Below are 13,840 nucleotides of genomic sequence, written 5' to 3' on the forward strand. Positions count from 1 at the left end.
GACACTCTATATGGAATGTTGGAAAGAAAAAGCCGGAAGCGGCGTCGCCCCCACTTCCGGCAAAAAGGATCGAAACGATCCTTGCTCTCACAAACTGATAAATCGAACTAATTGCAAAACCTATTTCGAAACACATTGAAATCAAGATGCAGAGTACGGAGTAACTTCACACAGCATCGCTAGCGAAACCCCAACCAAAACCATCGGATGCTTGAAGCCACCGGGTACTCCACACCTTGTTTCAACACAGCAACAACAAAAATCGTTGCTTGATTACAAACCTTGTTTGCCTTCGTTACCAGCAATGAACGGGCTCCATGGTTGAGCACGAAGTGGCCCTTTGGTTTTCCATACAACGCTAAATTGGCCATCCGCTTTGATCTCACCAATAAACACGGGTTTGTGCAGATGATGGTTGGTTTTATCCATTTCAGCTGTAAAACCGGATGGTGCCTTGAATGTCTGACCGCCCATGGCAGCAATCACTTTATCGGTGTCGGTAGAACCCGCCTTTTCAACAGCCTGTTTCCACATATTGATACCAATGTAAGTGGCTTCCATTGGATCGTTCGTCACAGCCTTGTCAGCATTGGCCAAGCCTTTAGCCTTGGCATAGGCCTTCCATTTGGCGATGAATTCTTCATTGGTTGGATTTTTGATGGACTCAAAATAGTTCCATGCAGCCAGATGGCCAACCAATGGCTTGGTGTCCACACCACGCAACTCTTCTTCACCGACCGAGAATGCCACAACAGGGACATCCTTGGCTTTCAGGCCAGCATTACCGAGTTCTTTGTAGAACGGTACGTTGGAGTCACCATTGATGGTGGAGATCACTGCGGTCTTACCGCCTGCAGCAAATTTCTTGATATCAGCCACGATGGTTTGGTAATCGCTATGACCAAATGGGGTGTATTTCTCATCGATGTCTTTATCATCGACACCTTTAGAGTGCAAAAAGGCACGCAGAATTTTGTTGGTGGTACGTGGGTAAACATAGTCAGTACCCAACAATACAAAGCGCTTGGCACCACCGCCTTCTTTGCTCATCAGATATTCAACCGCTGGGATCGCTTGTTGGTTAGGCGCTGCACCCGTGTAAAACACGTTTTTCTCGAGTTCTTCACCTTCGTACTGCACTGGATAGAACAAGAGGCTATTGAGTTCTTTAAAGACTGGTAGCACGGATTTACGTGATACCGAAGTCCAGCAACCAAATACCACTGCGACCTTGTCTTGAGTAATCAACTGGCGTGCTTTTTCAGCAAACAGTGGCCAGTTGGAAGCTGGGTCGACCACAACTGGCTCCAGCTTTTTACCCATTACACCACCTTTGGCATTGATTTCTTCAATGGCCATCAGCGCCGTGTCTTTCAGGGTTGTTTCAGAAATGGCCATCGTGCCCGATAGCGAATGAAGAATACCTACCTTGATCGTGTCTGCTGCATTGGCCGCGATGGACAGACCCATCATGGCGATAGAGGCTGCAATGGTGGCCCCTTTGATCAACATACGACGCTGTTTTTTCATTGACTGGCTCCGCTAGAAAGGATGTGTGGCGTGTCATTGTTTTTGAGCTGCTTGAACTAAAGACACCTCATTTGTTTTTGCAGGACTCAGCAACTATCCTGCTCTTACCTTTTTAGCAACGAGCATGCCCAGTATCACAATTTCAATAAAAGCCACAAGTCAGCAATGTGAATCAGTGTGAATCACCCAAAATATGCGCCACACACTGATTGCTGCATCGCAACATCTGTGTCATGATGATCACAAGTGATATTTACACCATCCGATCAACCATCACTTACTTGGTGCACACATTTCATACGCGCACCAATAACAGTCTTTTTTCAATTTCCTGCTTGGAATTCCGCACCAACAAAATAAAAAGAGTGCGCCATTTTCCTTTTCAATGGCGATTGAAATTATTTTGCACCAAAGAAGGGAAGCAAAAATGATGTATGACACCACGCCTGATAAATTAGCAACAACACTCCCTCGCTCACCAAAAAGTGTCATAGCGGCCAAACCAGTCAACCTTGCACTGCAAGGGGGCGGCTCTCATGGTGCATTTACCTGGGGCGTGCTGGATGCCTTGCTTGAGTCCGGCGAAATTGATTTCACGAGCGTATCCGGAACCTCTGCAGGCGCAATGAATGCAGTAGTGATGAGTTATGGCCTGACTGTTGGCATGACGGAAGGTCGTGAAGCGGCACTCAACAAGGCACGTGAGGTACTGGAAAATTTTTGGCGACAGGTCAGCGTGGCGGCGGGCAATACCACTTTTCAAAGTCCCATCCTGTCGAGTCCAATCTTCAACAATCCTTTAACCGAATGGGCCAAAGCGCAATCCAGTCATTTTGATCTGTTTACGCGCATGATCTCGCCCTACCAGTTCAATCCACTCAACATCAACCCATTGCGTACTGTGCTGGAGCGTACGGTGGACTTTGAGTTATTGCGTAAAAAATGTCCGATTGATCTGCACATCTGTGCAACTCACATTAAATCAGGCAAGGCCAGGATTTTCACCAATAAAGAAATCAATGCCGATACCGTGATGGCCTCGGCCTGTTTACCTTTTCTGTTTCAGGCAGTCGAGATTGAAGGCGAACACTATTGGGACGGCGGCTATACCGGCAACCCCCCTCTGTTTCCCCTGTTTACCAACAAAGAATCAATGGATATTTTGCTGGTACAGATCAGCCCCTTGTCTCGTGAAGATATTCCGAGTTCTGTCGCCGAGATTGTCGATCGCGCCAATGAGATCAGTTTCAATATGCCACTCCTGGCCGAATTACGTGCCATTAACTTTGTGGTGCGCCAACTGGAACAAAAGAATCTGCCTCGTGAAACCTATCGATCAATCCGCATGCACGTGATTGAAGCCGCCAAAACCATGCAATCCTATTCGGCAGACAGCAAGCTGAAAACCGACTGGTCGTTTTTATGCGAACTGCGCGATCTGGGACGAGAAACGGCTAAAAACTGGCTGAAAAAACATCGCGACAATCTGGGCGTGATTTCCACCATGGATATTGCCAAACATCTTCGTTAAGCCAGATTGAACATGGCAGGCTCAACACACTTGCCAAATGCTCAATTACTCCAGTAGTGTATTTATAAATAATCAATAAATACGCACCTGACAAGCCAAAAATGGCATGTACTCCTATAAAGTACATGCCATTTTGAGATTCTTGCGCTGGTTTTACCGAATGACTCATCGCTGCACGCATTGTCATCATGGCAAGATAAGCTTTTAAAAACTGGCTTTTACAATCTACCTTGTCGCCATTCACCGCCATGCCATTTCAAATACACAATGCTCGCACTCATTTACCGACTTTAGGCCGACCAACCAAGACCTTGGCAAAGGTCTTATTGTCTCGGCTCGCTTTCAGTATTTCTGCCGCACCAGGCAAGCTGACTCAATCGATGGCTCAGTGGTTGGCATTACCGATCATCCTCACTGGCTGCACGATTTGGTCAGCCTCTTCCACAGCGCTCAAGCCACAGACGACTACAGCAACCGGAACCACACTCATCGGGCGTGCTCTATTACCCGCAGCGACTTTTGCCAAGGGGCCCGTTTCCGGGCAATATTTGGGTAAAACGACGATCAACGGGCAAGCACTGCCCTTTGCCAGCCAACCAGTCCAGGGATTTTCTGCGATGCTTGATAATCATGACGGCAGTTTTCTTGCGATGACCGACAATGGTTATGGTGCCCTGGAAAATTCGGCCGACTTTCATCTGCGCGTCTATACCATTCGACCCGACTTTCAAGGCCAGTCGGCCTGGTCTTCCATCAACACCCATCAACCTGCTACCGACAACGTCAAGATAGAAAGTTTTTTTGAACTGCGTGATCCACAGCAGCATATCCCCTTTGCCATCACCCAGCACTTCAGTCGCGAACGCATTTTGACCGGTGCCGATTTTGATATCGAATCCATGCAGCGCAGCACCGATGGCACGCTCTGGTTTGGCGATGAATTTGGTCCCTTTCTTTTACATACCGATGCACAAGGCGTGGTGCTGGAACCACCCATCAGCCTGCCCGACTTTGCTCATGCAGGCCAAACCATTCGCTCGCCACAAAATCCCTTCAACGAAGAAGGTGCCACACTGCGCATCATGAATGCGGTGCGCTATCATGCCCAACAACATGGCAATCAACAGCCGCCGGTGTTCTCACCGCACCATGTGTTACTGGCTTTGCCCGAGACCGCGTCAGGTATGGCCGATGAGTCCAATCCAGCGCGACTCAGCAACAACCCCGACCACCCCAACCATCATTACGCCCGTGGTCAGCACCCGCAACCCGGTTTGATAGCAGCCGCTTCCGACATATTTGAACTGGTCCAAATCAAGGCGGCTGGCTATCCCGTCATCACCTGGACAGTGAATGATCCGGTGCGCATGCAAGCCCTTTTGCAAGCTGGCGTCAGTGGCATGATTTCGGATCGGCCCGATCTGCTCTGGCAGGTGCTGAGTCAATTTGAACAGGGCAAGTTGCTCGATGAGCATGGCCTCATCGACCCACAGCGTTTTGATGCCCAAGGCCATCGTGGTGGTCGTGATTTACGGCCCGAAAACACCCTGCCCGCCTTTGAGGTAGCGCTCGACAATTTGATGAACACGATTGAAACCGATAGTGGCATCAGCGCCGATGGTGTGCCCATGCTGATGCACGATCCGTATTTGCAGGCCAGCAAATGTCGTCGCCTGGATGGTCAGCCCTATTTAGCAACGCATGAACAGCTCATTAAAAACCTCACCCAACATGAACTGCAAACCCGCTTTATCTGCGACAAGCTGATTCGTGGTGCGAGCCAGCGCAATGATCCGAGCTTATCGCCAGTGGCCAATTTGCTTGCCAAACGCAAGGGCTATCACAGCATCTACCTCATGCCGAGCCTGCAAGACTTGTTTGACCTGGTGCAGGTCTATGCTGATTACTACCAGCATGGTGCGGGCAAAAGCCATCCGCAAGCCCGCTTGCGTGCACTGAATGCGCAACGGGTGCGCTTTAATATCGAAACCAAAATCAATCCACGTCAAGATACCGATCAACATGGCCGATCTTATCGCGACCGGACTGTCGCCTACGACATAATGGCCGATGCCTTGATCAAGGTCATCACCAGCAACGGTATGCAAACTCGTGCCGATATTCAAAGTTTCGATTTCCGTACGCTACTGCATGTACAGACCAAGGCATCGGCAATTCGCACCGTCTATTTATTTGGCGACGCACCCATTTATGACGACCCCCGGCAAACCGATGATGGCACCAATCTGCAGGATGAACATGGTGCCAACACGCCCTGGCTGGCAGGTTTGCCCTGGCCCTATCGCAGTACCAAAATAGGTCAGCCATTTCGTGCGCAACGCTCCGGTGGTTTTGAAGGGATGGCAATCAACCCCGATGGCAGCAGGCTTTATCCCATGCTGGAGCTGGCCTTGACGGGGGATGACCCCAAGACCTTATTGATTCACGAGTTTGAAATTTCAACACGGCGCTATACCGGCAGACAATTTAAATATCGGCTGGATGAACGAGGCAGCAATATAGGTGACTTCATCCTCTTTAATGAACATGAAGGGCTGGTGCTGGAACGCGACAATAGCCAAGGTGATCTGCATGGCTTCAAGAAAGTGTTTCTGATAAAACTCGGTAAAGCTGGCGAATATGTGCAAAAAACCGAGCTGGTCGATTTGCTCAGGATTGCCGATCCCCAATCGGCAGGAAGCCAGGGACAGACGGGTGATGTAGGCTTAAGTAACACGATCGACAACCCAGCCAGCAGCACAATCGGTGGCACCACACACAAGATCTTTGCCATGCCGTTTGTCACCATCGAAAGTATGGTGGTACTGGATGAACAAACGATTGCCATTGCCAATGACAATAATTTTCCGTCCAGCATTGGCCGACATATTAACAGCCAACAAGCCGATGATACCGAAATGATTTTGATTCATCTGCCAACCCCCTTGACATTGGTCAGGCCAATGCCAAAACTCAAGGAAGCACCGACTCAAGGGAATTGATCGACTCAGTGAATGACGACGTTGAGTGTTGAAATTATCCGATGGAATTTAATATACGCTGCGCAGTTTATTGGCAGCCTGTTGCCATGCGAGTTCTTCTTCATTAGCGCTGGCTATTGCACCCATGGCATTGGGATTGGATTTGACTCTGAACACGGTTTTACCATCGTTGAGTGAAATTGGAAGACACTGCGCTTCTGGATAAAATCCCCGCACTACTTTTTTAAAAAAATGCACTGACATATTTTTATGTTCTGCTTTATGTTTTGAACTGGACTGCATGTATTGATTCATTGTAAGTATCTTTCCACAGGAATATGATCGGTATATATCCCGATATGGCATAGGAATGCGCTGACACCAGCTACAACAAGGGCCGCTTGTTCAATTTGGGGCTGACATAGTGTGCGAGTTGGCTCAAGGCTTTAAGTTCCCTGATGCGTAGTCGCCCGGTATTGATTTCAAGCAACTGCCTTTGCTGCAGTTTGCGCAACGTCTTGTTGGTGTGAACCAGCGATAAGCCCAGGGCGTCGGCGATGTGTTGTTGGCTGAGTGGAAACGCCATGTCATCTTCAGGCTGTAATTGCAAGGCTTGCAAGCGATCATGCAAGTGCAATAACAGATGCGCAATTCGCTCTTCAGCGGAGCGACGTCCCACCGTTAAAAGATTGTCGTCCACCATCCGTTCTTCATAGGCACTCAGCCAGGTGATGTCATAACCCAGCTCGGGATTGGTCTGATACAAAGACCAAAGGCTGGTCTTGCTGAATTCGCACAGCACCACATCGGTCAGGGCTGCAACACCATGCGCTGCTTGCCCACCCAATTGCTGCTGCAGACCAATCAGATCACCCGGCAAGAGAAAATTGAGGATCTGACGCCGATCATCAGGCAACGACTTATAGCGAAACGCCCAACCCTGATACAGGGTAAAAAAATGGGTTTGTGCCTGGTTCTCCGCAATGATCGTGGCTCCGGCCTGCATGGCAACACTGCGTTGTTTACTGGCTTCGATGTAATTGATCAGATCCGGCGTTTGCCGACGAAATGCCAGATTGGCACGCAGTGGACAGGCCTGGCAAGGATAAATCGCTTGAGCTGGCTCATGCGCCTGATTAAATTGACCGACACCGAGTGGAGAATCAATTTTCTTTCTCATCATGATTGCCAGGAAATGAATGAGCTTTCAGTTTCTCAGGCATTTTTTTGACATGTCATAGGACATAGAGGATTAGCCACTTTTCAGTTATCCTTTGATCTCGTAGGAAATAGCTGACAACATTGAATAACAAGGGAGCACTTTATGACTGACATTTATCAGTTGATTTACTTTAGTGAATTGGCGCCCCCCACCAGAGCGATGGAAGTCGCCAAGATAGTGAAGACGGCACGTAGCAATAACGCAAAACTTAATATCACCGGGATTTTGATTTTTGATGGACAACATTTCTGTCAATTACTTGAAGGTGACAAAACCCACGTCGCCACACTGATGAACACCATCATGACAGATCCAAGGCATCACGAGTTGCATATTGCACATCAGGCTATCAGCGCAGATGGCCGCCACTTCAAGGATTGGTTCATGGCCTATGGTCTGGCGCAGAATGAAGCGCTGTTAAGAGAACTGGCCACATTCAGCAATATGGATTGCCTCAGGCAATTGCTTGCCATCGTGCCGGATCTTGACATTGCTTAAGGCAATGGCCTCTCAATCTGTTCAAACATTCGTCAAGGCCAGTCTTTATTTTTTTAATCAACGATGTCATACAAAAACATATACTACCCATATGTATAAATAATGAATCAATATTTACGTACTTAACTGGCCAATATTGGCACATACTCCACTGATTCATCTCATTAATTCACCCCATTGATTTAAGCGAAAACCATCATTTTTCGCCACGCCAGCAGCATCAACACAAGCGGTAAAAAAGTCGTCTATTGTGTTGGCAACCTTCGATCCCCCACACAGTCTGATAGTCATTGAGCTCAATGCCCGCTAAGATGCCACCATTTGATTTGGCTATTTAAGGTCGCTCCAATAACAATATAGAAAGTGCGCATGTCTTTTCCCAGCAAATTTGCCTTGCTAGCCCTGCTGGCCGCAGGCCTTGGCTATGGCGGATATCACTATCTCAACCATCGTCATGATGATTCAGCAGCTCCAGCAACCCAAGCAAGTAAAACCGATCCCGCGACGACGCAACGTCCTCCTGTCAATGTCAAACTCGCCACCATTGAGCAACATGATGTGCCCATCCTGTTTGATGCCACCGGTCATGTCACGCCGTTGGTCAGCGTTGAAGTCAGGCCACAAGTGGCAGGCGTGATTGCTTCGATTAATTTTCATGAAGGCGATGTAATTAAGGTAGGTCAGGCTTTGTTCAAGCTCAATGATGCGGCCGAACAAGCCAGTCTGGTGAAAGCCCGCGCGCAACTGGAGCGTGACAAGACCCAGCTCACCATTGCGCAGCGCACGCTGGAGCGCAATCAATCATTGGTGGCGCAAAACTTTATTGCACCCAGCGCCCTGGATACAGTCCAGGCTAATGTGGATTCATTACAAGGCGCGGTGCAGGTTGATCAGGCTGCACTGATCTCAGCCCAAGTTGATTTAAGTTATAAAACCATCAAGGCCACCGTGAACGGTCGAGCGGGCGCAGTCGACATCAAACCCGGCTCGCTGGTCCAACCCACCATGACTGCGCCGATGGTCATCATCAGCCAGCTTGATCCCGTCGCCATTACCTATACCTTGCCAGAAAGCTCACTGGAACAATTATTCAAAGCCAAAGACAGCGGCACACTGCAGGTCAGCGTTAAATCCAGCAATGGCAAAATATTAACCGGCAAACTCTTTTTCATTGATAACACAGTCGATGCCAGCACCGGCACTATCAAACTCAAGGCACAATTTGATAACCCTGCTCAGGCGCTCTGGCCGGGCAGCTTCATCAACGTCACCACCCAGGCCGGTATACGCAAAAACGCCTTGACGGTACCCGCCACCGCCATATTGAACGGCCCGGATGGCCGCTTTATTTATGTACAGGAAGCCAGTGCCGATGGCACCAATATCGTCATGCCTCATCCGGTCAGCCTGACCAAGGTACAGGATGGCAATGCCATTTTTGCTGCCTCCAAAAATGATGTGCAAGTTGGCCAGGCAGCAGTGATTGAAGGTGGTATCAACCTGCGCAAGGGTGATCGCATTAACTCAGGCAGTAACAACGCCTCACCCGAAGCCAGGCAAGTTGGCAATGTCAGTACGGTCAGCAGCAACCCCACCAAAACAGCGCCATGATGAATATTTCAGCATTTTGCATTCACCGCCCGGTAACCACGGTACTGCTGTGTATTTCGATTGTGCTGCTGGGCTTGCTCGCCTATGGCAAGCTGCCAATTGCCGCGCTGCCAAGCTATGATACCCCCGTCATCAGCGTCACTGCCACACTGCCCGGTGCCAGTCCGGAATCCATGGCAGCTTCAGTTGCCACGCCGCTGGAAAAACAGTTTGCCCAGATTGGCGGTATTGCCACCATCAGCTCGGTCAACACCTTGGGCAATACTTCCATCACACTGGAGTTTGTGAATGACCGCGATATTGATGCCGCCGCCGTTGATGTGCAGGCCGCCTTACTGCGTGCGCAACGCAGTCTGCCAGTTGAAATGACTACGTTGCCCTCGTATCGCAAGGTGAATCCGGCCGATGCGCCAATCATCCTGTTATCAATCAGCTCACCTTCATTACCGCTGTCCAAACTCAATGAATATGCCGAAAGCTTTTTGTCGCCAGAACTGTCCACCATCAACGGTGTCGCACAACTGAGCATCTTTGGCACACAACGTTTTGCGGTACGGATTCGCGTCAAACCCGATGCACTCAATGCCCGCGGCTTGAGCCTGGATGATGTGGCCACTGCCATCAAGGCAGCCAATAGCAACACACCGGTTGGCATATTGGAAGGACCTCGCCAAACCCTGATCGTCAAAGCCAATAAGCAATTAAGCAGCGCCGCCGAATTTGCCAATATCATCATTGCCAATACCAATGGCCAGCCAATCCGTCTCCGTGATATTGCCGAAGTGCAAGACAGCGTGGAAAACATTCGCACTGGCAGTTGGGTCAATGGTGAACGCTCGATCGTGATGGCCGTTCAGCGGCAGCCCAATGCCAATACCGTCGCCACGGTCAACGCGGTGATTGCAGCCATTCCACGCCTGCAGCAACGCCTGCCCAGCTCGGTTGAACTCAAACCCCTGGTGGATCGCTCGGTATCGGTACGCGAGGCGCTACTCGATATTCAGTTCACCTTGGGGCTCACCGTGGCACTGGTGGTGATGGTGATCTTTCTTTTCCTGCGTCGGGTTGCGGCCACGCTGATTCCTGCACTGTCCTTGCCGATCTCACTGATTGGTGCGCTATCGCTGCTCTATTTATACGGTGGCAGCCTGGATAATGTATCCCTTTTGGGTTTGACGCTGGCGGTAGGCCTGGTGGTGGATGATGCCATTGTGGTACTGGAAAATATTGTGCGCCACATTGAAGCCGGGCTGACGCCCATGGAGGCTGCACTCAAAGGTGCCAAAGAAATTGGTTTCACGATTGTGTCGATTTCCATTTCGCTGGTCGCCATCTTCATCCCGATCTTTTTCATGCAGGGCGTGCTGGGTCTGCTGTTTAGAGAATTTGCCGTCATTGTTTCTTTATCGATCCTGGTTTCAGCCGTCGTTTCCCTGACCTTGATTCCCCTTTTGGCCAGCCGCTTTCTCAAGCCCGAACATCAGCATCAGGAAAACTGGCTGGGCCGCCTGTTTGAGCGTGGCTTTGCAATATTGCTCAAGGCCTATGAGCTGACACTGGACTGGACCTTGCGCCATCGCTTCATCATGCTGCTGGTGGCATTGGCAACCATTGTCGTTACTGCCATGTTGTTTCAGGCCATCCCCAAAGGCTTTTTCCCGGACGAAGATACTGGCTTACTGACAGCGACTACCGAGGCCAGTGAAGACATCTCTTCACCGGCCATGGTCGTATTGCAAAAACAGGTCGCGAGCATTGTTCAAGACAATGCCAATGTGGATTTTGTGGTGTCGTCCGTCGGCATTTCCAATACGGGCAATACCGGCCGCCTATTCATCGCCCTCAAGCCCCATAAGAATCGTCCTGCCATGCCGCAGGCGATTGAAAGCCTGCGGCATGACTTGCGCAAGCTGACAGGTATTTCAGTCTATCTCACACCCATTCAAAACTTGCGAATTGGTGGGCGCCAAAGCAAAAGCCGTTATCAATACACCCTGCAAAGTGTGCAAGCCGCTGAACTCAATGACTGGTCCATCAAACTGCAACGGGCCATGCGCGAAAATCCCTTATTCAGAGATGTGACATCAGATGCGCAATTGCGCGGCCTGCAAGCCGCGCTCAATATCGATCGTGACAAGGCCAATCTGCTGGGTGTCAATATGGACGCCTTACGCAACACACTTTATAGCGCCTTTGGCACACGCCAGGTTGCCACCATTTACACCAATGTGGATAGTTACCAGGTGATCATGGAAATTGGCAATCAGCAAATTCAGGATGAAAATGGACTGGATCAGATTTACATCAAAAGCACCAGCGGCAAGCCCATTCCCTTATCGTCTTTTGCGACAGTGGAACGCACTATTGGCCCCACCGCAGTCAATCATCAAGGTCAGCTGCAAGCCATCACCATCTCTTTTAACCTGGCACCCGGCGCATCATTGGGTGAAGCATCGCAACGCATGACGGCCTTGCAACAAACCATTGGCATGCCCGGCACCATTGTGACCAGTTGGGGCGGTGATGCCGCCGCCTTTCAGGAAAGCCAGGGAAGCCAGCTGGCTTTGCTGGGGCTGGCCTTGGTGGTGATTTATGTTTTGCTGGGTGTCTTGTATGAAAGTTATTTGCATCCGCTGACGATTCTGGCGGGCTTGCCCTCAGCCGCAGTTGGGGCTTTGGCAACACTGATGCTGTTTGGACAAGATCTGACCATGATTGCCGTGATTGGCATTTTGATGCTAATTGGGATTGTGAAAAAAAATGCCATCATGATGATCGACTTTGCCATTGAGGCCCAACGCGAAAGAGGATTGACACCATTTGCAGCGATTCGCGAAGCCTGTCTGTTACGCTTTCGACCAATCATGATGACAACCCTTGCCGCATTGATGGGCGCCCTGCCGATTGCACTGGGGCTTGGCGCCGGTGCTGAACTGCGGCAACCCTTGGGCCTGGCCGTCGTTGGTGGTTTGGTGTTTTCGCAAGTGATCACGCTCTACATCACACCGGCGATTTTTCTTGGACTGGAAAGTTTAAAATCACAATTTTCCGATACCAACCACTCGCCAAAACAAACCGGAGCTTAATCGCTCAAGTCTGCAAAGCTTGTAGCAAACGCGTGTAGTCTCGTTCATCGGGCGCGGTATTATCAAAAAAGATCAGCTCGGGAAAATCTTCCGGGCTGGGCAAGACGCGCCGTACCCGATAGTGATCCCAATGCGCCAGTTTATAGGCATCACGGACGTCACCTCTGGCCATGATGCGTTGCCTGGCGATAGCTTCATCAACATGCACCCAGACAATCCGAATCACCACATTGTCAGGCACCCGCAGCCAGTTGCGATCAATCAATTGATGCGCCATGATTTCCCGTGATAACGGCCCCACCACAAAAACATGGATACCCAGCGCCAGCTGTTCACGTGCGACATCAAGCAAACTTTGATATTCGGGTTCACGCAGATGCTGCAGATAGAGTGGGCTGTCCCGATCATCTGGATTACCAGTCAGCAATTGCATGACTGCGGCACTATATTTACCGTAGAGCGTGTCCTTGTCGAGCAGACAATAGCTTGCTTTACATTCGGCCAGAAATGACTGGATGATGCGCTGCGCCAGAGTTGTTTTACCCGATCCGGCATGTCCACAAAAGAAGGTAAGGCTTGGATTGATTGCTTGTGCCATGAAAATTGATATTTAATTTTTCGATAGCCGTCTTTATATCAGCTGGATGACTAAAAAAATAACGCAACGCAACATACTAAAAGATCATCATGCTAAAAATGCAAATAGTTATTATTACTTGCGTAGTCACCATTTAATGGCTACGATGGAACGATAATTTGACTGGACTACCCAGCTTGCCACTCGCCTTGGCACAACGCTATATTACAACGCATTAAAATCGCATTAGGAGACACAATGCCAGATGCAACGCTTGCCAAATTTGGTTTTGCCATCATACTCGCCGTGATTTCATCGCTCTGCACCCCGCACGAAAAATCAACATCACATAAAACTGAAGTCAAATCCCCTTCGGTATTGATTCAGCAAAGCACATTTCAATATAAGCATTAAATCAATTCCAGCTTGACTGGTATTCAACAGGATCAAGCCTGAATACCACTCCTGGCACGACGCCATGCCTTGCTCGGCTCCGGCAACGACAACTCCACCGCCATACCCGCTGTCGATATTTATTACAAACAGTTTCTATTCGATCGGCCCGCCGCTCAATTCACTGGCCATTTTTACCTATGTTTCATTTGTATGGCATTTTCCATTGCTGCCTTTATTCACATCATTTTTTCCATTAAATCCAATAGTTACGCCAGATTTTCAAAAAAATTAATTTTGTGCAGCAATGTAATCAAGAGCGCACTCCATTTAGAATGCAGAGCGGGCATGAATCCTGCCATAGCTTATTGACTTGCATTAATAGATAGCTGCGTACTATGAATTTCTGCC

Annotated in this window: 10 protein-coding genes; 6 read left to right on the plus strand and 4 right to left on the minus strand. The window is 49.5% G+C overall.

Annotated features, from left to right (window positions below; all coding sequences use genetic code 11):
• Positions 1–273 precede the first annotated feature (273 nt).
• Positions 274–1,473, minus strand: coding sequence for an urea ABC transporter substrate-binding protein (gene urtA, locus ACMYR3_RS15805; protein WP_424196568.1), 1,200 nt, complete (start codon positions 1,471–1,473; stop codon positions 274–276).
• A 484-nt stretch (positions 1,474–1,957) separates the two neighbouring features.
• Here urtA and ACMYR3_RS15810 point away from each other — a divergent pair, with 484 nt between their 5' ends.
• Together ACMYR3_RS15810 and ACMYR3_RS15815 are read left to right on the plus strand one after the other, a co-directional pair.
• Positions 1,958–3,061, plus strand: a complete 1,104-nt coding sequence (locus ACMYR3_RS15810; RefSeq protein ID WP_424192960.1) for a patatin-like phospholipase family protein — start codon at positions 1,958–1,960, stop codon at positions 3,059–3,061.
• A gap of 248 nt (positions 3,062–3,309) precedes the next feature.
• Positions 3,310–6,063, plus strand: a complete 2,754-nt coding sequence (locus ACMYR3_RS15815) for an esterase-like activity of phytase family protein (RefSeq protein WP_424192962.1) — start codon at positions 3,310–3,312, stop codon at positions 6,061–6,063.
• A 48-nt stretch (positions 6,064–6,111) separates the two neighbouring features.
• On the opposite strand, the gene ACMYR3_RS15820 is transcribed toward ACMYR3_RS15815, so the two are convergent.
• Together ACMYR3_RS15820 and ACMYR3_RS15825 are read right to left on the minus strand one after the other, a co-directional pair.
• Positions 6,112–6,357: a hypothetical protein gene (locus ACMYR3_RS15820; protein WP_424192964.1), complete on the minus strand. Its 246-nt coding sequence runs from the start codon at positions 6,355–6,357 to the stop codon at positions 6,112–6,114.
• Positions 6,358–6,427: 70 nt separating this feature from the next.
• Positions 6,428–7,225, minus strand: a complete 798-nt coding sequence (locus ACMYR3_RS15825; RefSeq protein WP_424192966.1) for a Crp/Fnr family transcriptional regulator — start codon at positions 7,223–7,225, stop codon at positions 6,428–6,430.
• Between the two features lie 141 nt (positions 7,226–7,366).
• On the opposite strand from ACMYR3_RS15825, the gene ACMYR3_RS15830 reads away from it, so the two are divergent.
• From ACMYR3_RS15830 to ACMYR3_RS15840, 3 genes are all read left to right on the plus strand, one after another.
• Positions 7,367–7,762, plus strand: coding sequence for a BLUF domain-containing protein (locus ACMYR3_RS15830; protein ID WP_424192968.1), 396 nt, complete (start codon positions 7,367–7,369; stop codon positions 7,760–7,762).
• 369 nt (positions 7,763–8,131) lie between these two features.
• On the plus strand, positions 8,132–9,373 hold the full coding sequence (locus ACMYR3_RS15835) for an efflux RND transporter periplasmic adaptor subunit (protein WP_424192970.1): 1,242 nt from the start codon (positions 8,132–8,134) through the stop codon (positions 9,371–9,373).
• Complete coding sequence (locus ACMYR3_RS15840) at positions 9,373–12,459, plus strand: efflux RND transporter permease subunit (RefSeq protein ID WP_424196570.1); 3,087 nt, start codon at positions 9,373–9,375, stop codon at positions 12,457–12,459. Before ACMYR3_RS15835 ends, ACMYR3_RS15840 begins: the two co-directional genes overlap by 1 nt.
• Before the next feature lie 4 nt (positions 12,460–12,463).
• On the opposite strand, the gene ACMYR3_RS15845 is transcribed toward ACMYR3_RS15840, so the two are convergent.
• Positions 12,464–13,057 carry an AAA family ATPase gene (locus ACMYR3_RS15845; RefSeq protein ID WP_424192972.1) on the minus strand — a complete coding sequence of 198 codons (594 nt, stop codon included), beginning with the start codon at positions 13,055–13,057 and terminating at the stop codon, positions 12,464–12,466.
• Between the two features lie 237 nt (positions 13,058–13,294).
• Here ACMYR3_RS15845 and ACMYR3_RS15850 point away from each other — a divergent pair, with 237 nt between their 5' ends.
• A complete protein-coding gene (locus ACMYR3_RS15850) occupies positions 13,295–13,450 on the plus strand; it encodes a hypothetical protein (protein WP_424192974.1) in 156 nt (51 codons plus the stop codon).
• The last annotated feature ends 390 nt before the right edge of the window (positions 13,451–13,840 follow it).

Source organism: Ampullimonas aquatilis, from assembly GCF_049675895.1.
Taxonomy (GTDB): domain Bacteria; phylum Pseudomonadota; class Gammaproteobacteria; order Burkholderiales; family Burkholderiaceae_D; genus Ampullimonas; species Ampullimonas aquatilis.

What these genes read in the sequence shown, in the direction of transcription:
- ACMYR3_RS15825 (WP_424192966.1), bottom strand. Translation starts at nt 7,225, where the DNA reads ATGATGAGAAAGAAAATTGATTCTCCACTCGGTGTCGGTCAATTTAAT.
- ACMYR3_RS15820 (WP_424192964.1), bottom strand. Translation starts at nt 6,357, where the DNA reads ATGAATCAATACATGCAGTCCAGTTCAAAACATAAAGCAGAACATAAA.
- ACMYR3_RS15850 (WP_424192974.1), top strand. Translation starts at nt 13,295, where the DNA reads ATGCCAGATGCAACGCTTGCCAAATTTGGTTTTGCCATCATACTCGCC.
- ACMYR3_RS15845 (WP_424192972.1), bottom strand. Translation starts at nt 13,057, where the DNA reads ATGGCACAAGCAATCAATCCAAGCCTTACCTTCTTTTGTGGACATGCC.
- ACMYR3_RS15815 (WP_424192962.1), top strand. Translation starts at nt 3,310, where the DNA reads ATGCCATTTCAAATACACAATGCTCGCACTCATTTACCGACTTTAGGC.
- urtA (WP_424196568.1), bottom strand. Translation starts at nt 1,473, where the DNA reads ATGATGGGTCTGTCCATCGCGGCCAATGCAGCAGACACGATCAAGGTA.
- ACMYR3_RS15830 (WP_424192968.1), top strand. Translation starts at nt 7,367, where the DNA reads ATGACTGACATTTATCAGTTGATTTACTTTAGTGAATTGGCGCCCCCC.
- ACMYR3_RS15810 (WP_424192960.1), top strand. Translation starts at nt 1,958, where the DNA reads ATGATGTATGACACCACGCCTGATAAATTAGCAACAACACTCCCTCGC.
- ACMYR3_RS15835 (WP_424192970.1), top strand. Translation starts at nt 8,132, where the DNA reads ATGTCTTTTCCCAGCAAATTTGCCTTGCTAGCCCTGCTGGCCGCAGGC.
- ACMYR3_RS15840 (WP_424196570.1), top strand. Translation starts at nt 9,373, where the DNA reads ATGAATATTTCAGCATTTTGCATTCACCGCCCGGTAACCACGGTACTG.